The following is a 20,746-nucleotide window of genomic DNA, read 5'->3' as shown; positions in this document are numbered from 1 at the left end:
GCCAGCATGGCGCGGGCCGCCGCATCCAGCCGCTCCACCACCGCCGGCGGCGTGCCGGCCGGCACGAACAGGCCGGTCCATCCGTTCAGCTCGAAGCCGGGCAGCAGTTCCGCCACGGCCGGCAGGTCGGGGAATTCGGGCAGGCGCGTGGGCGAGGTGATGGCGAGCATCCGCAGCCTGCCTTCCCGCACCAGGGCGCGGGTGGCGACCAGCGTGTCCACCATCACCTGCACCTGCCCGCCCGCCAGCGCGACGGTTGCCGCGGTCGGCGCGCGGAAGGGAACGTGGACGATGTCGAGCCCGGCCATGTGCTTCAGCATCTCGGCCGCCAGGTGCGTGGTCGTGCCATGCCCGCCGGAGCCGTAGTTGAGCTCCCCGGGCCTGGCCTTCACATGGGCGATGAACCCCTGCAGGTCCGCGACCGGCAGCGAGGGATGCACCACCACCGCGCTGACCCCGCCCGAAAGCCGCGTCACCGGGATGAAGTCGCGCAGCGGATCATAGGTGAGCCGCGCGCCGTAGAGGGGCACGTTCATCGCATGCGTGCTGATCGTGCCGATCAGCAACGTGTGGCCGTCCGGCGTGCTGCGGGCCGCGCCCTCCACGCCGATGATGCCGGCCGCGCCCGCGCGGTTCTCCACCACGAAGGGCTGGCCGAAGACCTGCGCGAAGCGGTCGGCGAGCAGCCGGCCCATCACGTCGGTCGAGCCCCCGGGCGCGAAGGGCACGATCACCCGCACCGGGCGCGTCGGCCAGTCCCGTCCCTGCGCCAGCGCCGGATGCGCGGCGATTGCCGCGGTGCCGGCCAGGACCAGGTTCCTTCGCGTCGTCATCCGTCCCTCTCCCTTGCCTCTCATCGTGCCAGCGCGTGGACTTCGCGCGCCTTCGCCGCGCAGGCGGCGGCGAGGAAGCCGAGATCGGTCCCGGTCGAGACGTAGCGTGCGCCCATGCGCACGAACTCCGCCACCAGGTCCGGCCGGCCGGCCAGCCCGCCGATGCCGACATGCTTCCCCGCGCCGCGCGCGGCGGCGATGATGCGCGCATAGGCGTCGCGCACGCGCGGATGGTCGTATTCGCCGGGGATGCCCATCTCCGCCGTCAGGTCGTTCGTGCCGACCAGCAGCATGTCGACGCCCTCCACCGCGACGATCTCCTCCACCGCCGCAAGCGCCTCCAGCGTCTCCACCATCGGGACCACCATGGTCGCGGCATCCAGCGCCGGGTTGGCAAGGGCGGCCGGCAGGCTGCGGAAGCCGAACTGCGGCAGGTGCCCGGCGGCGGAGCGGGTGCCGAGCGGCGGGAACTTCGCCATCCGCACCACGCTGCGCGCCTCCTCGGCCGAATGGACATGCGGCGCGATGATGCCGAGCGAGCCGGCATCCAGCACGCGGCCGACGAATTCCGGCGTCAGCGCCGGCACGCGCACCAGCGGCGTGATGCCGGCGGCCAGGGCCGCCATGCAGATCTGGCCGGTGACGTCGATGGTCAGCGGCCCGTGCTCGAGATCGACATAGAGGCTGTCGAAGCCTGCGCTGGCCGCGATCTGCGCCACCTCCACCCCGCGCACCAGCCGCGCGGTCATGGAGGCGACAACCTCGTCGCGGGCCAGCTTCTCCCGCACGCGGTTGCGCAGCAGGGGGGCGTCATCGGCCATGGGTCGGGCTCCGGTCGGCTGGGGCGTGGCGCCGCGCGTCGGTCACGGCAGCGGGTGGGCGTCGAGCATCGGCTGGTAGTCGGGCTCGACCTCGACCTCCAGCGTCGCGAGCAGGCGGACCACGCCGCAGTAGAAGGCGATGGTGGCCACCAGGTCGGTCAGGCATTCGGCGTCGAGATGCGGGCGCAGCGCATCGAAGGTGGCGGCACGCATCGCACCCTCGTACATCTCCCGCGCGCCGCGCAGCACGAGCCGCGCCGCGGGCTCCAGGGCGGAGGCGCCGCCCGCGCTCTCGGTCGCGATGGCGCGGATGTCGGCCTCCGTGCAGCCGCAGTCCAGGCCGATGCGGACATGGTGCGACCACTCGTAGGGGCTGCGCGCCAGCCAGCCGACCTGGAGGATCGCCAGCTGCCGCAACCGGGGGTCGAGCCGGCTGCGGTGGCGGATGAACATCGCGAAGTCCGTCACGGCCCGCGCGGCACCCGGGCTGTTGGCCAGCACGCGGTTCAGCCAGATGTCGCGGGCGAGGACGTCGCGGTGTTCCGGCGCCAGTTCGTCGCGCGTCAGATAGGGCAGCCTGGCCAATCCCGTCTCCCCTCCGTCCGTGTCACGCGATCCGGTAGAAGCGCGCGGCGGTGTCGTGGAACAGCGCCGCGCGTTCCGCCGCGGACCATCCTGCGGTGATACGCTTGAAGGTGTTCCACAGCGTCGTGTAGCCGGTGCCGGCCTTGTCCACCGGGAAGTTGCTCTCGAACATGCAGCGCGCGGGGCCGAAGGCGTCGACGCAGGTCTCCACCATCGGGCGCCACGCCGCGGCCAGCTCCTCCGACCCCGGGGGTGTCGCCCTCTCATGCGCGCCGAAGCCGAACAGCCGCATGCCGAAGCCGCCGATCTTCAGGTACAGGTTCGGGCAGCGCGCCAGGTCCCGCAGCGCCGCGCCCCAGGCCGCGCGCACATGGCGCCCGCGCCCCGCATAGGGCCCGATGCCGATCGCGCCGCCGACATGGTTCAGCACGATCCGCGTGTCGGGGAAGGCATCCGCCAGGTCGCGCAGTTCCGCCAGCTGCGTGTGGTACATCCAGGCGTCGAAGCCGAGGCCGAGCGGCGCGAGCTGCGCGAAGCCCTCGCGGAAGGCGGGGGCGAGCAGCACCATCGGCGCGGGGGTCGCGAGCGACCCGCGCGCCGCCGGGTCCGGGTGCCAGGCGGAGATGAAGCGCACCCCGCGCAGCCGCCCCCGCCCCGCCTCCAGCTGCGCCTCCAGCACCGGGCGGATGGCGGCGCCCACGGCCAGGTCGGCGAAGCCCACGACCGCCGCGGCCACGCGCGGCCCGCCCAGCGCATCGGCCCGTTCGCCGGCGGCGACGGCGAATTCGGTCTCGCCAAGCGGCCGTAACAGCGGGTCCCCGCCGGTCCGGTAATGGGTCCGGCATTCGACGAAGACGCTGGCGCGCAGGTCGTGCCCGCCGCCGGCATCGGCCAGGAAGTCCTCAAGCAGATAGGGCTGGTGCGGGGCGCCCCACAGGTGGTGATGCGCGTCGATGATCGGCAGCGCGGGCTCCAGCGCCGCCTCCCTGCGTTGCGCGAGCCAGTCGGGCCGCACCGGCGGGTGCGGCGGCGGCGCGGGCTGGCCCGGCGGTGCCGGGGGCGTGGCCTCGGTCAGCGTTTCCTCCTTCCCCGTCGCGCGGCGCGGGGTCTCGTTGCGCGAGCCTAGGTCAGCCCCGCCGCGCCTGTCGACGCCCGCCCGCCGCGCGGCGGCGATGCGGCGCGCGGGCACCTTCGCGAATTGACGCGCCCGGGGCCGCACGCGAATGTGCCGCCCCGGCATCGCCCGCGGGCCTTCCCGGCCCCGCCCGGCGCGGCGCCAGGTGGTGGAGGGCGACGATGGCAGCGAAGGATTCCGGCCGGAGGGCCATGCTGGGCGGCGGCGCCGCGATGCTCGCGGCCGCGCCGGCCCTGCCGGCCGCCGCGCAGGGCGCGGGCGCGAACACGCTCCAGGCGATCCGCGACCGCGGCGAGCTGCGGATCGGCGTCGCGCCCGGCGAGCCCTGGTTCTTCCGCGACCAGCGCAGCAACGAATGGCACGGCATCGGCTGGGGCGTCGGCGTCGCCCTCGCCCGTGAACTCGGCGTGCGTCCGGTTCCGGTCGAGACCACCTGGGGCAACGCGGTGGCGGGGCTGCAGGCAAACCAGTTCGACGTGATGTTCGTCCTCGACGCCACGCCGCAGCGCGCGCTGGCGATCGACTTCCCCTCGCAGCCCATGTTCTTCTACGCGCAGGGCCTGCTGGTCCGCCCGGGCCTGACCATCCGCACCTGGGAAGACGCGAACAAGCCGGAGCTGCGCATCGGCGTCGTGCTCGGCACCTCGCCGGACCGGGACGTGACGGCGCGCCTGCCGCGCGCGCAGATCGAACGCTTCCCCTCGGCCGACGAGACGGCGGCGGCGTTCCAGGCCGGGCGGGTCGATGCCATCTCCCTGTTCCACCCGGCGCTGGTCATGCTGCGCGCCCGCGTCCGCCGCGGGACGGTGCTGCTGCCCGAGCCCTTCCGCGCCGCCGCGACCTCTGCCGGCGTGCGGCGAGAGGCCGACAAGTCCTGGCGGGACTGGCTCGGCCTCGCCATGGCGCACATGTACACCACCGGGGAGACGCAGAAGATCTACGAGGACTACCTGACCTTCCGCGGGATCGAGCCGGGCAGCGCGCCTCCGGTCACGCGGGAGACGTGGCAGAACCGCGGCTGATCCCGCGGCGGCGGACCGGGGGATGAGCTACCAGTGGGACTTCTCCCCGGTCTGGCGCGACGCCGGGCCGCTGCTGGAAGGGCTCGGCAATACGCTGTGGCTGTCGGCCTGGTCGATCCTGCTCGGCCTCGGGCTCGGGCTGGCGCTGGCGCTGCTGCGGCTGTCGCGCTCGCGCCTGGTCTCGCTGCCGGCGCTGGCGGTGATCGAGTTCTACCGGAACACGCCGCCGCTGGTGCATTTCTTCTGGTACTTCTTCGGCCTGCCCATCCTGATCGGCGTCAGCATGAGCCCCTTCGCCGCCGCGCTGCTGGCCCTGTCCGTCCAGTCCGGCGCCTTCTTCGCCGAGATCTTCCGCGGCGGCATCGTCTCGGTCGAGCGGGGGCAATGGGAAGCCGGCCGCGCGCTCGGGATGAGCGAGGCGCGGCTGATGCGGCGCATCATACTGCCGCAGGCGGTGCGCCGCATGATCCCGCCGCTGATGGAGCGCAGCTTCGAGCTGGTGAAGACCACCGCGCTTGCCGCAACGCTCGCCTACGGCGAGCTGCTGTACCGCGCGATGGTCATCGCCTCCCGCAGCTTCCGCCCGCTCGAGACCTACACGGCGGTGGCGGTGCTGTTCTTCCTCGTTCTCTTCGCCGCCAGCCTCGGCATGCGCTACGTGGAAGCGGTGCTGCGCCGCGGCCACCGGTGATGGAATACGAGTTCGACTTCGCGGAGATCCTCTCCAACTCCGACCTGCTGCTGCGCGGGGTGCGGCTGACCGCCGCGCTATGGGCCATCGCCTTCGTCATGGCGATGGCCGCGGGCCTGTTCCTCGGCATCGCGCGCGGGTCGCGGCGGCGCTGGCTGAACTGGCCGGCCACCGCCTATATCGAGGTGTTCCGCAACACGCCGGTGCTGGTGCAGCTGGTCTGGTTCTACTACGCCTTCCCGGTGCTGACGGGCATCCAGGTCTCGCCCTTCGTCGCCGCCAGCCTCGGCCTCTGCCTCAACACCACCGCCTACTGCGCGGAGATCTACCGCGGCGGGCTGCAATCCATCACGGCGGGGCAGTGGGAAGCGGGGCGCGCGCTCGGCATGTCCTACTGGACGCTGATGCGGCGCATCATCCTGCCGCAAGCGGTGCGCCGGATGGTGCCCGCCTTCACCAACCGCGCGGTGGAGCTTGCGAAGATGACCTCCATCGCCTCCGTCATCACCGTGCACGAACTGATGCACGAGGCGCGCACGCTCAGCACGCAGAGCTTCCTCCCGCTCGAGACCTTCACGGTTGTGGCGGTGATCTACTTCGTCCTGATCTATCCCGGCACGCTGGCCGCGCTGCTGCTGGAACGCCGCCTGGCCGCGAGGGGAAGCTGACGATGGCCGAGGAGGTGCTGCGGCTGGAGGGCTTGCGGAAAAGCTTCGGCACGCATGAGGTGCTGGCCGGCATCGACCTGACCGTGGCGCGCGGCGAACGCATCGCCATCCTCGGGTCCTCCGGCTCTGGCAAGAGCACGCTGCTCCGCTGCATCAACTTCATGGAGCTGCCGACCGCCGGGCGGGTGGTGCTGGACGGGGAGCCGGTGGGGGAGGCGACGCGCTCCGGCATCCGCTACCGCGAGGCGGCGCTCTGCCGCCTGCGGACGCGGATCGGGATGATCTTCCAGCAGTTCAACCTCTTTCCCCACATGACGGCGGCGGAGAACGTGGCGGAGGGCCCGGTCTCCGTGCTCGGCCTGCCGCGGCGGGAGGCGGCGGAACGTGCCGCGCGGCACCTGTCCAGGGTCGGGCTTGCGGACAAGGCCGGGCAGTATCCCTCCCGCCTCTCCGGCGGCCAGCAGCAGCGCGTCGCCATCGCCCGCGCCCTGGCGATGGAGCCGGAGATGCTTCTGTTCGACGAGCCGACCTCCGCCCTCGACCCCGAGCTGGTGGGCGAGGTGCTGGACGCCATCCTGGCGCTGTCGCGCGAAGGCCGCACCATGCTCCTCGTCACGCATGAGCTGGGCTTCGCCTACCACTTCGCCACGCGCGTCCTGTTCCTGCATGACGGCCGCATCCACGAGGAAGGCACGCCCGAGCAGGTGCTGAAGCATCCGCGGCAGGAACGCACGCGGGCCTTCATCGGCCGCCATTCCACCTTCGCCTTCTGAAAGGACGCAGCCCATGGAGAGCAAGGGCGCGCAGACCCCGGCCGAGGACCCGCGCAACGCGCAGGTCCGCATCTGGCTGAATGGCCGGCTGGTCCCGCGGGAACAGGCCGTCGTCTCCATCTTCGATGCCGGCTTCGGCCTCGGCGACGGCGTGTGGGAGGGGATACGCCTCAGCCACGGGCGGCTCGTCCTCGTCGACGAACACCTGAAGCGGCTCTACGAGGGCGCGCGCGCCATCGCGCTCGACATCGGCGTGGAGCCGGCCGGCATGCGCCGCATCCTGGAGGAGACCTGCGCCGGCAACGGGATGACGCATGGCGCGCATCTCCGCCTGATGGTGACGCGGGGCGAGAAGAAGACGGTCCACCAGGACCCGCGCAACGCGCTCGGCCGCCCGACCATCGTAGTGACGGCCGAGTACAAGATGCCGGACCCCGGGCTGAAGCGCGCGGGGCTGAAGCTGTTCACCTCCACCTTCCGCTGCTCGCAGCCCGACGTCTTCGACCTGCGGCTCAACTCGCACAGCCGCCTCAACCTCATCCAGCCGCTGCTCCAGGCCATCCAGGCCGGCGCGCATGAGGCGCTGATGCTGGACCCGCTGGGCTTCGTGGCGAGCTGCAACAGCACCAATTTCTTCATCGTGCGCGACGGCGCCGTGGTGACCTCGACGGGGCGCTTCAACTTCAAGGGCATCACCCGCGCCAAGGTGATCGCACTCTGCGCCGCCCACGGCATCCCCTGCCGGCAGGAGGACTTCACCCTGGCTGAGGTCTATTCGGCCGAGGAAGCCTTCGTCACCGGCACCTTCGGCGGGGTGACGCGGGTGGCGATGGTGGATGGCCACCGCCTGCCCGGGGATGCCCCGGGCCCGGTCACCGCGCAGCTGTCCGACCTCTACGATCGCAGCTTCCTCGGCGCCCCGGACTGAAGGGGCGGCGGGCGCGGCGCGTCAGTCGGCGGTGATGTTGTTCCGCCGGATCACCTCGCCCCACTTGCGGTTCTCGGCCGCGATGAAGGCGCCGAACTCCTCCGGCGCGTTGCCGCCGGGGATGGCGCCCTGCGCGTCGAGCAGGCGCCGCACCTCGGCATCCTGCAACGCGGCGATGGCGGCGCGGCGCAGCTGGTCGAGCGGGCCGGCCGGCACGCGCGACGAGGTGACGAGCCCGTGCCAGTTGCTCGCATCCACTGAAGGCAGGCCGGCCTCGATGAAGGTCGGCACATCCGGCAGCCAGGACAGGCGCTGCGCGGTGCCGACGGCCAGCGCGCGAAGCGATCCCGCCTGGATGTTCGCCAGCAGCACCGGCAGGTCCGCGAAGCCCAGCTGCACCTCGTTCCGCAGTATCGCGGTGGCGAGCTGCCCGCCGCTGTTGTACGAGACATGCACGATGTCGATCCCGGCCGCGGCGCGCAGCTGTTCCGCCGCCAGGTGCGGCATGCTGCCGTTGCCGGTCGACCCGAAGTTCAGCCCGCCCGGCCGGGCCCGCGCGCCGGCCACCAGGTCCTGCAAGGTCCGGAAGGGGGATGCGGCGGGCACCACCACCGGTTCCGGCACCAGCACGCCGAGCGTGATCGGCGCCAGGTCGCGCAGCGGGTCATAGGGCGTGCCGCGGCCGAGATTGGGCGAGATCGCCAGTGCTCCGGCGCTGCCGATGGCGAAGGTGTAGCCGTCCGGCGCGGCCTTCGCGGTCAGGTCCACGCCGGTGACGCCGCCGGCCCCCGCGCGGTTCTCCACCACGACCGGCTGGCCGAGCGTGGCGGCCATGCGCGGCGCCATGATGCGCGCGACGATGTCGCTCGGCCCGCCCGCGGCGAAGGGCACGACGAAGCGGACCGGCCGGTTCGGGAAGGCGTCCTGCGCGGCGGCGGGCAGCACCGCGAGCGTGGCGAGCAGGCAGGCGGCGGCGATGCGCTTCGGCAGTATCGGCATGGTGTCCCCTCCCCGCCGGCTTCTGCGCGCCGCGCGGCGGTGCCAGTATCGGCGAAGCCGGCGGGCGGCGGAAGCGGAGGGTCGGCACGCATGAGGATCGCGCGCATCGAATGCCGGCTGCACCGCACCGGCTTCCGCCACGCCGCGGGCGCCGCCTCGACTGGCGGCAATCTCGGCCTGCGCGGGATGGAAACGCTGCTCGTCCGCGTCGAGACCGAGGACGGGCTGCATGGCTGGGGCGAGGGCTTCGGCTTCAGCCTGGCCCGCACGACGCAGGACGCGGTGGAACGGCTGGTCGCGCCGGCCTGCATCGGGCAGGATTCGCGCGACATCGACGGCATCGGCCGGATGCTGCGCCGGCGGCTGCACAACTACGGCCGCAACGGGCCGGTGACCTTCGGCATCTCCGCCATCGACATCGCGCTGTGGGACATCGCGGGCCGCCGCGCCGGCCGGCCGCTGCACGCGCTGCTGGGCCGCGCGGCGCGCGGCCGCGTGCCGGCCTATGCCAGCCTGCTGCGCTACGGCGTGGCGGAGGACGTGGCGCGCAACGCGGCCGAGGCGGTGCGCCGCGGCTATCGCGCCATAAAGCTGCACGAGATCGACCCGGACTGCATCCTCGCGGCGCGGCGGGCGGCGCCCGGGTTGCCGCTGATGCTCGACATCAACTGCGCCTGGGACGATCCGGAGGACGCGATCCGCTTCTGCGACTCCGTCGCGCCGCTCGGGATCCGCTGGGTGGAGGAACCGACCTGGCCGCCGGAGGCGTTGGACGGCATGGCACGCGTGCGCGCCGCCGCGCGCTGTCCCATCGCGGCGGGCGAGAACCTCGGCGGGGTCGAGGATTTCCGGCGCCTGTTCGCCGCCGGCGCGGTCGATGTCGCGCAGCCGAGCGCCACCAAGCATGGCGGCGTCTCCGCGCTGGTCGCGGTGGCGGCCCTGGCGCGCGACGCGGGCTGCGCGGTGGTGCCCCATTCCCCCTATTTCGGCCCCGGCCTGCTGGCGACGCTGCACGTCCTGGCCGCGGCGGAGGCGGAGCAACCGATCGAGGTCTATTTCGCCGACCTCGACCACCCGCCCTACGGCACGGCGCTGGCGGTGCGGGACGGCTGCATGGACCTGCCCGCAGGACCGGGCCTCGGGCTCGAGCCGTCCTGACGCGGCACCGACCCGGGGAACGCTGGCGCGGCGACGGACGGGGGCGCTGACGCGCCGGCGCGCGATGCTGTAGCGTCGTCCCAGCCGAACCAACGGCCACCGCTGAAGGAAACCAGACATGTTCCGACGAATGCTCGCCGCCGCGGCCGCGGCGCTCCTGTGCTGGGGCGGCACCGCCCAGGCGGGCGCGACGCTGGACGGCGTGCGCCAGCGCGGCATCCTCGCCTGCGGGGTGAATGTCGGCATCGCCGGCTTCTCCCTGCCGGACAGCCAGGGCGTCTGGCGCGGCATGGACGCCGATCTCTGCCGCGCCGTCGCCGCGGCCGTGCTGGGCGACGCCAACAAGGTGCGCTTCGTGCCGCTGACCGCGGTGCAGCGCTTCACCGCGCTGCAATCGGGCGAGATCGACGTGCTGATCCGCCAGACCACCCTGACCATGACGCGCGACACCAATATCGGCCTGCGCATGGTGGGCGTGAACCTGTACGACGGCCACGGCTTCATGGTGCGGCGCGATGCCGGCGTGCGCGACCTGCGCGGGATGGACGGCATGACCGTCTGCCTGTCGCCCGGCACCACGAACGAGCTGGTGACGACGGACGCATTCCGCGCCGCCGGCATCCGCTTCACGCCGGTCCTGCAGGAGAGGATGCAGGACAACGCGCAGGCCCTGCAGGCCGGCCGCTGCGACGCCATCGGCACCGACGCCACGCAGCTCGCCGCGCTGCGCAGCCAGTTCGCCAGCCCGAACGACTACGTGATCCTGGAGCAGCGCTTCTCGAAGGAGCCCTACGGCCCCGTCGTGCGGCGCGACGACCAGGAATGGTTCGACGTGGTGCGCTGGGTGCTGTTCGGCCTGATCGAGGCGGAGGAGCTCGGCGTCACCAGCCAGAACGCCGAGCAGCTGCGCGCCACCAGCCAGAACCCGCAGATCCGCCGCCTGCTCGGCACGATCCCGGATCTCGGCCAGGCCATCAAGCTCCAGCCGAGCTGGCTCTACGACGCGATCCGCGCTGTCGGCAACTATGGCGAGCTCTATGAGCGCACCATCGGCCCGAACACGCCGATCGGCCTGCCGCGCGGCGCGAACGACCTCTGGACCCGCGGCGGCCTGATGTATTCCTGGCCGCTGCGCTGAGCCGCCGGGGCGGCGGGATGCGGGCGCGGCGCCTTCATCCCGCCGGCCGGCGCACGGGGTCGAGCAGGTCGAAGGCCAGCCCGCTCGCCCCCTCACCCCGGCCGGTGCGCCTGCGCCGGCCGAGCCACAGGAAGCGCGCACCATCCGGCCCGCGCGCGTACTGGAAGGACCGCGTCAGGATCAGGCCGGCGCGCGGCACTTCCTGTTCCGGCAGCGCGAAGCCGCCCTCCTCCCCCCGCAGCAGGGCGGCGCGCGGCGTCTCCTCGTTCACGCGCAGCAGCAGGGCGCGTTCCGCATCCGGCCCGGCGGCATCGGACGGCGCCGCCACCACCCGGCGCAGCCTGCGCAGCCGCAGCAGGACGCCGCCGCCGCGTTCGGGGTCCGCTTCCGGCACCAGCGGGAACCAGCGCAGCGGCACCGGGCTCTGCAGGCGATAGATCGCGGCCGCCTCCAGCTCCGCCTCTCCCTCCGGCCGCTGCCACAGCAGCGCGCCTTCCGGCGCCGCCAGCGCCTTGCCGTCGAGCGGCACCGCGGTGAGGCCCGGCAGCCTGCGCTCCACCGCCCAGGCAAGGTTCGCCGCCTCGTCACGGAACAGCGTCACCTCCTCGATCGGGTCGCCTTCCAGCGTGCCGGCAGTGACAGAGGGCAGCAGGAACAGGGGCTCCTCCGCGCCGTCCCGCAGCGTCGGGTCGAACATCGCCCAGCCGCCGGTGCCCGTCCCTGCCCGGCCGACCGCCTGGACGATGCCGAAGCAGTCGGTGACGGTCAGGCCGGTGACGCGGCAGGCGGTGCCATAGGGCAGGCGCAGCGGCAGCTGGAACCAGTCATTGCCGGAGATCAGCATGAATTCCAGTGCCAGCATCGTCGCGATGCCGGCCGGGCCGGCCGACACGCCCGAAAGCGGCGCGCCGCCCAGCTCCATCTCCCAGTAGCGGTCGGCCGGCATCCCCGCGAAGGTCACCGGCGCCGGCAGCCGTGTGACGCTGCGCGCCGCCGCACCGCCGCCGCCGGCGCCGGCCGCCTGGTCGAAGGACCACCAGTCCAGCCGGCCATCCGCATAGGCATCGGCCGGCAACGGCGTGACCCGGCCATCCGGCTCGGTCGTCTCCAGCGCGAAGCGATAGGCCAGGGCCGCCGCTTCCCAGCGCGCGGTCCCGTCCGGGTCGACGAACAGCGTCGCCCAATGGGCGCGCCAGGCGGTGGCGGCGCGCAGCACCGCGTTCTGCATCCCGTCCGGCAGCGTCACCGCCGCGGGCAGCGCCGGGCCGCCCGCGCCTGCCTCGGCCTCGGCCAGTGCCGCCGCCAGCAGCGCGCCGTCCAGCGCCCCGCCCGCCGCCAGGGCGCGGAAGCGCCGCCCCGCCAGGTCCCGCGCCCCGGCCTCGCCGGGGTCTGGCAACGCGAAGGGGAATGCGGCGCGGAAGAGCGGCAGCACCTCCGCCGCGCCTTCCAGCGCCAGGGCGCGGCCGAAATCGATCCCCGCCTCCGCCGCCAGCGCGGCATAGGCGGCGCGCGCCGGCTCGGCCTCCACCCGCGGCTCGATGGGTGCAGCCCCGTCCACCGCGCCCCCGCCCGCGACCGACAGCGGCCCCGACTGCCAGGCGAGGGTCGCCGATACCGGCGTGCCCGCGTCGTTGCCCAGCAGCTCCGCGAACTGCCACTGCCGGCCAACCATCCAGAGCGGGTCGGCGATCCGCGCATCGAGGCCCGGCGCCATGTCCAGGGCGGCGGGCGACACCTCCAGCCGCTGCCAACGGGTGATGCTGGGCTCGATCGCGAACAGCCGTGCATCCACCACCGCCTCGGTGGCGGCGACCCAGACCGGCATGGCTCAGTCCCTCCCCGCGATGAAGGCGGCCTGCGCGGCCGAGATGTGCCCGAGCTTCGTCACGAGGTCTGAGGAGGCCGACTGCCCCGCCAGGTTGCGCGGCACCAGCGTGGTCGGCAGCACCGCGCCGTGCCCGGCGATGTCCTCCGGCATCAGCAGCCGCAGCCGGGCCAGGTCGAACGCTTCCCGCACCGCGGCCAGCAGCGCCTCGGTGGACCAGCCGGCGGCGCCGAGCCCGGGGTCGAGCGCCAGCAGCACCGATTGCGGCGGGCGCGCGCCGGGCGCGTCGTGGTGGAAGGCGACGGAGGTGGTGACGCGCCGCTCCGGCACCGCCTCCACCCAGGAATCGATGGACACCCCCGCGAGCGGCGCGCCGAGCGGTGGCGCGGTGCCGAGCAGCACGGCCGCCAGCAGCGTGGCGCGCGGCGGCCGGTCCGGGTCGGCGAAGGGCAGCGCGACCCATCGCTGCCCGGGCTGCAAGGGCAGTTGCACCACCGCCGCGCCCGCCCCCGCCTCGTGCCCCGTCAGGCTCGCGCCGTCGAGCGCGGCGACAAGCGCGCGGATGCGAGGGCGCACCATCGCCATCGCGCGCTGCCAGCGCACCACCTCGAAGCCGCCGCCGGGCCCGAGCAGCTCGGCGCGGGCGCCGAGACTCGCCTCGCAGGCCGCGGCGTCGGCGGGCGGCAGGACGAAGGGCGGCAGCACGGGGAAGCCGGCGCCGAAGACGTGGCGGATCGTCTCCGCATCCGCCGCCAGCGCCTCGGCGTCGGAGCCATCGGCGGGCGGCGCGGCGCAGCGCCGGCGCAGAGACTCGAGCGAGGCGCGCGCCGCCGCGGCGGCGGTCGCCACCGCCTCGTCCGGCATGCGCGCCGGCGGGGGATCGGCATGGACCAGCGCCGGCACCTCGGCGAGTGCGGAGGCGCCGCGCAGCGCCTCCAGCATCGCCGCGCGGTCCGCCGCGGCGTCGATCGCGCCGATCGCCGCGGCCAGCCGCGCCTCCAGCGCCGCGATCCGCGGTCGCAGCGCATCCCGCGCCGCGCCATCCGCCACGGGCCCGCGCGGCGGCACCAGGTCCCGGCAGGTGGCGGCCGGGCGGTCGTGCAGCGCCTCGCGCACGGCGGTCAGCAGCGCGAGCAGCGGATCGAGGCCCAGCGCCTCGGCCCCGGCGGGCGGGCCGGGCAGCAGGCGCAGGCGGCCCGTGGCCGGCAGCAGGCCCGCTTCCGTCGCGCGGCGCTCCAGCACCGCCGCCACCCGCGCCTCCAGCCGCGACATGGCGCCACCCGGCTCCTCCTCCGCCAGGCGCAGCAGCGCCAGCGGCGACAGGCCGAGTTCGGTCGGCGGCAGGCCCGGCAGCGGCGTCGCCGCGCCGTCATCCCCCACCACCTCCCCGCCGAGGAGGAAACGGCCGGGCGGGCCGATGAGGTCGGCGGCGATGGCGTTGCCGACCGGCTCGGCCTCCGCCGCCACATCCAGCGGCCACCCCTCGGCCACCGCATCGGCGGGGCGAAGCCAGAGCAGCTTCTGCGTGTAGCCCCAGGCCTCCCGCGGGGTCCGCACGGCCTGGGCCTCCGGCGGGGCCGCCTGGCGGTCGGTCACCGCCATCGCGGCCGCGGCGCGGTCGAGGTTGCCGGAGGCGAGGTGGTGCACCGCCTCGAAGGACCACAGGTCGGCGAAGCCGTCGGCCAGGCCCAGCAGCGCGTCGAGATGCGTGCCGAGCGCGGCGAGGTCCGGGCCGCTGGGCTCGAAGCCGGCATGGGGGCGCAGCTTCGCGTGGAAGGCGGCGTCGGTGCCGCGATCCTGCCACAGCATCGCGAGGGCGAGGCCATCCACCACCCCCGCGGGCGGGATCGCCTCCGTCGCCTCCGGCACCGGCGCGACGACGGGCGGGGCGCCGGGAAGCGGGCAGAGCCGGCGCAGCGGGCCGATGAACTTCGCCCGGGGCCTGTCCTGCAGCAGCCGCTTCTCCAGCCGGTAGCCGAGCAGCGCGCCGGGCGGCTGCCCCTGCGCCACGCCCTCGGACAGGGCGATCGCGTCGCGCACCCGCGCGGAGTCGAGCCGCACCGCGAAGGCCTCCGGCTCGTCGTCGCGGTTGGCCATGTGCGCCGCGCGCATCACCGCCGCCGCCGCCCCGTGGCGCAGGGTCGGCACCTGGACGAAGCCCTCGCTCGCCTCGCCAGCCGGGTCCGGGCGCAGGTCGTGCACGATGCCCCAGCCGCCCAGGTGCAGCCCGCCCGGTGCCGCGCGGCGCTGCGCGTCGAGGCGGCGCGCGGCGAGCGAGGTGATCCAGGCATCCAGCCGGTGCGACCCGCAGTCGAGCAGCCCGCGCATCGCATGGTCCACCTCCGCTGCCGGCCGGGCGCCGAGCAGCGTCGCGGCGACGCGCTGCGCATGGAGGTCGCGGAACCCCGACTCCGGCGCGACATCGAGCACCGGCAGGTCGCGCAGGACCTCCAGCTCCGCATGGACGTCCTGCGCGAAGCTCGTCGCCGCCCCGGCCCGCCTGAGGCCGAGCGCCTGCGACGGCGTCTCGACCATCAGCGCGCGCGCCATCGCAGGCTGGGCTTCCATCCCCGCCATCTCGGCCGCGAAGCGCCCGCCCCCGCCGCCCGCCGCCGGCGCGGGCATGCGCAGCAGCAGCTTCAGGATCACCTCCTCCACCTCATGCGCGGCGGAGACGAGCAGCAGCGATTCGTAGAGCGTGTCCACCTCGTCCGCCGCCTCGGCGAGCACCGTGCGGATCGCCTCCTCGTTGCCGAAATGCAGGCGGCCGAGCCGGGCGGCGAGCCTTTCCGCCGCGCGCTTCGGCACGTCCGACCCGGCGAGGTCGGCAGCGACCCAGGGCAGTCCCCGCATCGGCGTCGCCCGGCGCTCCGGCAGGATGCGCGGCAGGGTGGTGCGTTCCGACACCATCAGCCGTTCCTGCGACAGGCCGAGATGCGCGAAGATGGCGCCCACCATCGCCGCGTGATGCCGCGCAGCCTCGGTCCTGGCGGCCGTGGAATGCAGGCGGCTCCATTCGCCGATGGTCAGGCGGATCGCGCCGGACGCGGCCAGCGGCCCCTGCTTCAGGATGCGCGCCAGGATGTCGGGCGTGTCCTCGCCCCGCGGCACCGCCGCCATGCAGGGCAGCGCGTCCAGCGGGGCGGTGCCCGCGGCGCCGGGCAGCGACGGCGCCTCCACCCAGGCGCGGATGCGGCCCAGCATGCGCCCCAGCCCCGCCTCGAAGGCCGGCCAGGCGGCGAAGGACGCCTCCCCCTCCCGGCGAAGCGGCAGGCCGAGGACCGGCAGCACGCCATAGGGCTGCCGCCCGATGCGCAGCGCCGGCAGCGGCCCCGCAGGGCGCAGGTGGTCGCGCACATGCCACCGCAGCGCGTCCAGCATCGGCGGCGGGACCATGCCATCGACCAGTTCGGCGAAGAAGAAGCCGAAGACGGCGCCCCACAGCGCGGTGTTCAACTCCCGCGCCGTGACCTCGCGGTCCGCGAGGCCGCCCGGAAAGCGCGCGAGCGCCGTCCCCGCCGCGGTGCCGAGGCCGAGCGCGGCGGCAAGCCGCGCGGCGTCCGTCTCCGCGCCCGGCGCGCCGCCCGCCAGCGCCGCCGGATCGGCCGGGAAGGCCTTCGCGCGTTCCGCGCGGCCTTCCAGCCCGCCGCTGCGGGCGTTGGTTGGCGTGCCTGGCGCGAGGAATTCCAGCCCCTGCGCGAAGCCCTGCGCGCACAACTGGTCCGCCAGGCGTCCCGCCGCTTCCTCCGGCCCCATCGTCCAGTCCACGCCGAGGACGACCAGCCGCGGCACGCCCGCACCGAGATCGCGCCCGCCAAGCTCGGCGCGCCGGATGGTCACCGCCATGCCGGCCGCCTCCGCGCGCGCGAAGTCCGTCACCCAGGCGAAATCCTCCGCATCGCCCGGCCCGGCCCCGTCCTCCCCGGCGGCGGGCGCCTCGTCGTCGCCGTCCTCCGGGTCGGGCGCCTCCGCCTCCCCGGGCTCCAGCATGGCGTCGCCGAAGGGGGCGACGGCGAGGCTGTCGGGGATCGGCTCGCCCCAGCACCGGTGGAACTCCCGCCACTCGGCGTCGAACAGCGCGACGAGCCAGCGCGTCGGCAGCAGGCGCGCCTGGGCCGGGGCCGGCCCGGCGGCGGCGATCTCCTCCACCTCCGGGAAGTCCGGGGCGTCGGGCGCGGCGTTGCGCGGCCGCAGCGCATCCGCGACGAAGGCCGCGCGCTCCGGCGTGGCGGCGGCATCGACCAGCGCGTCCCAGGCCTCGGCCGGGGCGCCCGGGTTGGCGCGCAGCGCCGTCCAGTATGCCCGGCCCGCGGCGGCTTCGGCCGGGGTCAGAAAGGGGCGGTGCTGGTGCAGGTGGATCTGGTCGGGGAAGATGCGGACCCGGAGCGCCTCCACCGCGCCCGCTGCGTCGCGGTCGAACCGCGTCTCGATCCGCACCGGCAGCAGCGCGACGGGATGCGCGGCCGACAGCGTGCCGACCAGCAGTTCCGCCTGGCGCTCCATCCCGCCGAGCAGGCCCGCCACCTCGGCGCCATGTTCCGCGCGCAGGCGGATCGCCTCCGCGCGGCGGGCACGCAGCTCCGCCGCCTCCCGCTCCCGCGCCTCGGCGCCCGCGGCGTCGCCTGCCGCGCGCGCGCGCAGCGCGGCGCGTTCGGCCGCGGCGGCCCGCAGGCCGGACGCCTCCGCCTCCCGCGTGGCGGCGGCGGCGGCCTCGCGGGCGGTGCGGAAGCTATCGAGCTCGAGCGGCGGCATGGCGGCTCCTGCGGTCAGCTCTTGGGAAGCAGGGTGGCGGCGGGGATCAGCACGCGCACGGGGCGCTGCAGCAGCAGGTTGGCCAGCCCCGCCGCGCTGCCCTCCACCCCGCCCCCCGGCACGCGCAGCGGGTCGAGATGGGCGCCCGGCTCCGTGCCGGTCTGGGTCCAGTTCAGGTCGTTGGCCACCGCCTGGCCGCGGAAGCCGCGCCGGCGCCCGCCGCGCGGCGTCTCCGGCGCGTCCAGCCCGAAGCGCGGCTCGGTGACGGGTTCCTGCAGCACGAAGTGCCAGCGCGGATCGGCGTCGAGGTCGGCTTCCGTGATGTCGAGGCCGACGACGGTGATGTCGGGCTCGATGCGGAGCCTGAACAGGGTTCCGCGCGGCGCATCGGCCGGGCGGGCCGGGTCCACCGGCATCGGCTTGCCGCCCTCCACCTTCCAGGCCAGCACCTGCGTGCCGGGATAGCGCCGCAGCAGGTTGCCCCGCAGCACCAGCGCGATGCGCGCCCCGCCGGAGGAGAGCCGCGCCGAGAGCGGCCCGGCGGCGGGCCAGGCGTGGATCGGGCCGCAGTCGTTACGCGCCGGGTCGCGCCAGTTCCAGAACCGCGTGAGCGCGGTGGCCCGCCCGTCGGTCGGGTAGGTCCGCCACAGCAGTTCCCGGTTCATCTCGTGGTTCGCGCCGACCATGAAGGCGGCGATGAAGCGCGGGTTGGTCTTCAGCGCCGCCACCCCGTCCGGCGGCAGCGTCAGCTCCCGCGGGAGCATCTGGTCCGGCGCGAAGGCGGACAGCATGTCGGCCAGCGGCGCGCGCAGCTCCGGCGCGGCCATGATGGGGTCGAGCGGGGCTCGGCCGCCGCCGAGCCAGGGCGGGATGTCGATCTGCGCGCCGAGCCGGCGGCCGATCACCCGCGGCGGGTGGATCGCGGCGCGCAGCTGCGCGGCCAGCGCCGGCAGCCCGTCCCGCGGTGTCACCAGCACCGCCGTGGGGGCGAGCGGCGGCAGCGCGAGCCGGTCGAAGGCAAGCTCCACCCGCGCGACCATCGCCGGGTCGCGGTCCGGCAGGGCCAGCACCGCGCTGAACAGCGGCGTCGCATCCGTGCCGAGGTCGAGCACCGGCGGGTCGGCCCGCGCCTCCACGCCGCGCCCGCGCGGGACGGTGTCGGACGCCCCTCCCCATGGGATCGTCACGTCCCGCGTGCGGGACCGCAGGCGCGTGCGGAACAGGTCGCGCCCCTCGTTGCGGGCCTGGGGCGCCGGCGGGTCGGTCAGGCGAAGCCGCAGCACCGCCTGGCCGCCCTCCAAGCGCTCCGCCACGGTGGCGCGGCGCCCCTGCCGCACGGCGTCGAGCAGGCCGCGCGTCGCGCCGCGCGCCAGATCCACCGCCTGCCCCACGTCGCGAAGGCCGGCGCCCGCCGCGGTCAGCAGGTCCTGCCGCCGTCCCGCCCCGTCGACGATCGACAGCACCGTCCCGCCGGGCGCCTCGGTCGCCTCCAGCGCCACCAGCCGCCGCGTGCCGCCTTCGTCCTGCAGCGCCACCGCGGCGGCGCGCGGCGCCGCGGCGCGCATCGCCTCCACCTGCGCCACCGCCTCCGCCAGCCCGGTGCCCTGTGCGGCGGCGAAGCGCTGCACGTCGCCGATGCGGCTTTCCGGCAGCGCGCCGACCTGCGCGAGATCCGCCCGCGGCCGGTCGGCGCGGTCCAGCACGCCCGCGCCGACGCCGAGCCGGTCGAGCGCGATGCTGTCCTGCCCGATCCGCACTTCCCCGATGCCCTGCCGCAGCGCGTCCTCGGCGGGGCGGAAGCCGGTGATGCCGTCGCGCCCGCGCAGCGACGGGTCGGCGGCGGCCTCGCTGCGCAGCATCGCGCCGGCCAGCCCGCGCGCCGCGGCATGGCGCACGCCGTCCGTGCCCAGGTTGCGCGCGGCGAGCGACCGCGCGGTGACGCGCATCAGCCGCCCGACGGGGCTGGCCAGGCGGCGCGCGGCCGCGTCGAAGGCGCGGTCGGGCAGGCTGCTCGCCGCGATCTCGCCCGCGACGGTCAGGCCCCCCCGCTCGCCCGCGCGGTCGGGGAAGGTGCGCGCATGCAGGACGGAGGTGATGGCGAGCACGCGTTCCGGCTGCAGCCGGCGCAGATGGCGGTCCACCGCGCGGGTGTTCACCAGCGCCGCCAGCCGCCCGCGGTCCAGCTGCGCATTCGCCGCCAGCACCTCCCCCACCTGTTCCCAGGCGGCCTGCATCAGGTCCTCCTGGTAGCGGCGGACGGTGTCGGCGCCGAGCCGCGCGGCGATGCGCGTGCGCGGGTCCAGGTTCAGCTCGTCGAACCAGTCGGAGCCCATCCGGGCGGGGTCCGGCCGGTCGCGCCGGGCATGGCCGGCGCCGTGCAGCGGCGGCAGCAGCTCGGCCGGCTCGCCGGGCGCCGGGTCGGCGGGGGTGGTCGCGCGGCGGATCGCCTCGGTGAAGGCGGCCGGCACATCCTCCAGCCGGGCGACGCGGCGGGGCGCCTCCAGCGGCGCCTCCTGCCGGATCTCGGCACCCGGCCCGCCGGGCGGCAGCGCCGCCAGGGTGTCCGCCCGGCCATCCGCGGCGCCAAGCCAGACCAGCCCGCGCCGTGCCTCCGGGCTGCCGGGGGGCGGGATGGTCGCCGGCGCCGGGCCGAGCCGGCGGGCGAGCACCTCGAAGTCGCCATCCTCGCCGGTCTCGAACTCCCAGTGGTGATAGACCGGCAGCGTCATCGCCTGGCCCGGGCTCCAGGCGTCGGACAGCGTCGCGGGGGGATCGGCCGCGGTCTCGCCGAGGCCGGCGCGCACACCGGCATCCCAGGCCGGCACCACGCAGGCCAGCCACCGCCGGTCGGGCGCGAGCCGCCGCGGGCAGACCAGGCGGGAGACGTTCAGCTCGGGCCGGCGCGCCATCTCCGCCGCATCGTCGCCGCCCTCCTCCGCGACCAGGCGCTGCGCATGCGCCCAGGCCCAGGACTGCGAAAGGGCTGGCAGTTCCCCCGCCGGCACCTCGACGAAGGGCAGCGGGCGGCCGGGCGCGACGCGCGGGCCCCGCACGCGGTCCCGGTCCAGCACGACGAGGACGAGCCAGGGCCGCAGCCTCTCGCCCTCCGGCGGCGTGGTCGCCACCAGCCAGGGCAGGTCCGGCGGGTCGAATTCGATGGCGGCGAGCATGTTCGGCTCGAAGTCGCGCGTCCCGGGGCGCGGCTCCTGCCGGACGATCAGCCGGGGGTCGAGGCCGAGCACGTCGCCCGGCCCGAGCATCAGGAAGGTGCGGACCGCCGCCAGGTTGTCGGCGCCGAGGCTGATGCCGATGCCGACCTCCGCCCGGCCATGCGCCGGCACCCCGCCCGCCGCGGGCGCGAGCGCGGCGCCGAGACCGCGGCGCACCCAGGAGAAGAAGTGGTGGCGCTGCATCGCCG

The 20,746-nt window shown here is 75.2% G+C and carries 15 protein-coding genes; 7 read left to right on the top strand and 8 right to left on the bottom strand.

Annotation, left to right across the window (positions count from 1 at the left end; all coding sequences use genetic code 11):
- The 4 genes from ACK8OX_RS03360 to ACK8OX_RS03345 all read right to left on the bottom strand — a co-directional run.
- A partial coding sequence (locus tag ACK8OX_RS03360; RefSeq protein WP_430662507.1) for a Bug family tripartite tricarboxylate transporter substrate binding protein occupies positions 1 to 833 on the bottom strand: 833 nt, incomplete at its 3' end.
- Between the two features lie 20 nt (positions 834 to 853).
- On the bottom strand, positions 854 to 1,654 hold the full coding sequence (locus tag ACK8OX_RS03355) for an HpcH/HpaI aldolase family protein (protein WP_430662506.1): 801 nt from the start codon (positions 1,652 to 1,654) through the stop codon (positions 854 to 856).
- Positions 1,655 to 1,696: 42 nt separating this feature from the next.
- Positions 1,697 to 2,239 carry a carboxymuconolactone decarboxylase family protein gene (locus ACK8OX_RS03350; RefSeq protein ID WP_430662505.1) on the bottom strand — a complete coding sequence of 181 codons (543 nt, stop codon included), beginning with the start codon at positions 2,237 to 2,239 and terminating at the stop codon, positions 1,697 to 1,699.
- 22 nt (positions 2,240 to 2,261) lie between these two features.
- A complete protein-coding gene (locus ACK8OX_RS03345) occupies positions 2,262 to 3,428 on the bottom strand; it encodes an amidohydrolase family protein (RefSeq protein ID WP_430662504.1) in 1,167 nt (388 codons plus the stop codon).
- Between the two features lie 107 nt (positions 3,429 to 3,535).
- Here ACK8OX_RS03345 and ACK8OX_RS03340 point away from each other — a divergent pair, with 107 nt between their 5' ends.
- Genes ACK8OX_RS03340 through ACK8OX_RS03320 form a run of 5 tightly spaced genes read left to right on the top strand, consistent with a single transcriptional unit; the run spans position 3,536 to position 7,456 of the window.
- Positions 3,536 to 4,396 carry a transporter substrate-binding domain-containing protein gene (locus ACK8OX_RS03340; RefSeq protein WP_430662503.1) on the top strand — a complete coding sequence of 287 codons (861 nt, stop codon included), beginning with the start codon at positions 3,536 to 3,538 and terminating at the stop codon, positions 4,394 to 4,396.
- A 22-nt stretch (positions 4,397 to 4,418) separates the two neighbouring features.
- Positions 4,419 to 5,087: an amino acid ABC transporter permease gene (locus ACK8OX_RS03335; protein WP_430662502.1), complete on the top strand. Its 669-nt coding sequence runs from the start codon at positions 4,419 to 4,421 to the stop codon at positions 5,085 to 5,087.
- Positions 5,087 to 5,755, top strand: coding sequence for an amino acid ABC transporter permease (locus ACK8OX_RS03330; protein ID WP_430662501.1), 669 nt, complete (start codon positions 5,087 to 5,089; stop codon positions 5,753 to 5,755). The genes ACK8OX_RS03335 and ACK8OX_RS03330 overlap by 1 nt, the downstream gene beginning before the upstream one ends.
- Before the next feature lie 2 nt (positions 5,756 to 5,757).
- Entirely contained in the window at positions 5,758 to 6,528 is a 771-nt protein-coding gene (locus ACK8OX_RS03325) for an amino acid ABC transporter ATP-binding protein (RefSeq protein WP_430662500.1), read from the top strand.
- 13 nt (positions 6,529 to 6,541) lie between these two features.
- Positions 6,542 to 7,456, top strand: a complete 915-nt coding sequence (locus ACK8OX_RS03320) for an aminotransferase class IV (RefSeq protein WP_430662499.1) — start codon at positions 6,542 to 6,544, stop codon at positions 7,454 to 7,456.
- A 21-nt stretch (positions 7,457 to 7,477) separates the two neighbouring features.
- Here ACK8OX_RS03320 and ACK8OX_RS03315 read toward each other — a convergent pair whose 3' ends face one another.
- Positions 7,478 to 8,455: a Bug family tripartite tricarboxylate transporter substrate binding protein gene (locus ACK8OX_RS03315; protein WP_430662498.1), complete on the bottom strand. Its 978-nt coding sequence runs from the start codon at positions 8,453 to 8,455 to the stop codon at positions 7,478 to 7,480.
- Between the two features lie 90 nt (positions 8,456 to 8,545).
- Between ACK8OX_RS03315 and ACK8OX_RS03310 the strand changes: the two genes are divergently transcribed.
- On the top strand, positions 8,546 to 9,613 hold the full coding sequence (locus ACK8OX_RS03310) for a mandelate racemase/muconate lactonizing enzyme family protein (RefSeq protein WP_430662497.1): 1,068 nt from the start codon (positions 8,546 to 8,548) through the stop codon (positions 9,611 to 9,613).
- A 118-nt stretch (positions 9,614 to 9,731) separates the two neighbouring features.
- Positions 9,732 to 10,751: an amino acid ABC transporter substrate-binding protein gene (locus ACK8OX_RS03305; protein WP_430662496.1), complete on the top strand. Its 1,020-nt coding sequence runs from the start codon at positions 9,732 to 9,734 to the stop codon at positions 10,749 to 10,751.
- A 34-nt stretch (positions 10,752 to 10,785) separates the two neighbouring features.
- On the opposite strand, the gene ACK8OX_RS03300 is transcribed toward ACK8OX_RS03305, so the two are convergent.
- Genes ACK8OX_RS03300 through ACK8OX_RS03290 form a run of 3 tightly spaced genes read right to left on the bottom strand, consistent with a single transcriptional unit; the run spans position 10,786 to position 20,741 of the window.
- Positions 10,786 to 12,576, bottom strand: coding sequence for a hypothetical protein (locus tag ACK8OX_RS03300; RefSeq protein WP_430662495.1), 1,791 nt, complete (start codon positions 12,574 to 12,576; stop codon positions 10,786 to 10,788).
- Between the two features lie 3 nt (positions 12,577 to 12,579).
- Positions 12,580 to 17,328 carry a hypothetical protein gene (locus ACK8OX_RS03295; RefSeq protein ID WP_430662494.1) on the bottom strand — a complete coding sequence of 1,583 codons (4,749 nt, stop codon included), beginning with the start codon at positions 17,326 to 17,328 and terminating at the stop codon, positions 12,580 to 12,582.
- 14 nt (positions 17,329 to 17,342) lie between these two features.
- Positions 17,343 to 20,741, bottom strand: coding sequence for a hypothetical protein (locus ACK8OX_RS03290; protein WP_430662493.1), 3,399 nt, complete (start codon positions 20,739 to 20,741; stop codon positions 17,343 to 17,345).
- Between the last annotated feature and the right edge of the window lie 5 nt (positions 20,742 to 20,746).

It is taken from the genome of Falsiroseomonas sp. CW058, assembly GCF_050563535.1.
GTDB lineage: Bacteria > Pseudomonadota > Alphaproteobacteria > Acetobacterales > Acetobacteraceae > Falsiroseomonas.
Note: the sequence above shows the minus strand (reverse complement) of the source record. Positions and strands in the feature narration are given on the sequence as shown.

Coding starts and splice junctions, on each gene's coding strand:
- ACK8OX_RS03355 (WP_430662506.1), bottom strand. CDS start 1,654: ATGGCCGATGACGCCCCCCTGCTGCGCAACCGCGTGCGGGAGAAGCTG.
- ACK8OX_RS03340 (WP_430662503.1), top strand. CDS start 3,536: ATGGCAGCGAAGGATTCCGGCCGGAGGGCCATGCTGGGCGGCGGCGCC.
- ACK8OX_RS03335 (WP_430662502.1), top strand. CDS start 4,419: ATGAGCTACCAGTGGGACTTCTCCCCGGTCTGGCGCGACGCCGGGCCG.
- ACK8OX_RS03330 (WP_430662501.1), top strand. CDS start 5,087: ATGGAATACGAGTTCGACTTCGCGGAGATCCTCTCCAACTCCGACCTG.
- ACK8OX_RS03325 (WP_430662500.1), top strand. CDS start 5,758: ATGGCCGAGGAGGTGCTGCGGCTGGAGGGCTTGCGGAAAAGCTTCGGC.
- ACK8OX_RS03320 (WP_430662499.1), top strand. CDS start 6,542: ATGGAGAGCAAGGGCGCGCAGACCCCGGCCGAGGACCCGCGCAACGCG.
- ACK8OX_RS03315 (WP_430662498.1), bottom strand. CDS start 8,455: ATGCCGATACTGCCGAAGCGCATCGCCGCCGCCTGCCTGCTCGCCACG.
- ACK8OX_RS03310 (WP_430662497.1), top strand. CDS start 8,546: ATGAGGATCGCGCGCATCGAATGCCGGCTGCACCGCACCGGCTTCCGC.
- ACK8OX_RS03305 (WP_430662496.1), top strand. CDS start 9,732: ATGTTCCGACGAATGCTCGCCGCCGCGGCCGCGGCGCTCCTGTGCTGG.
- ACK8OX_RS03300 (WP_430662495.1), bottom strand. CDS start 12,576: ATGCCGGTCTGGGTCGCCGCCACCGAGGCGGTGGTGGATGCACGGCTG.
- ACK8OX_RS03295 (WP_430662494.1), bottom strand. CDS start 17,328: ATGCCGCCGCTCGAGCTCGATAGCTTCCGCACCGCCCGCGAGGCCGCC.
- ACK8OX_RS03290 (WP_430662493.1), bottom strand. CDS start 20,741: ATGCAGCGCCACCACTTCTTCTCCTGGGTGCGCCGCGGTCTCGGCGCC.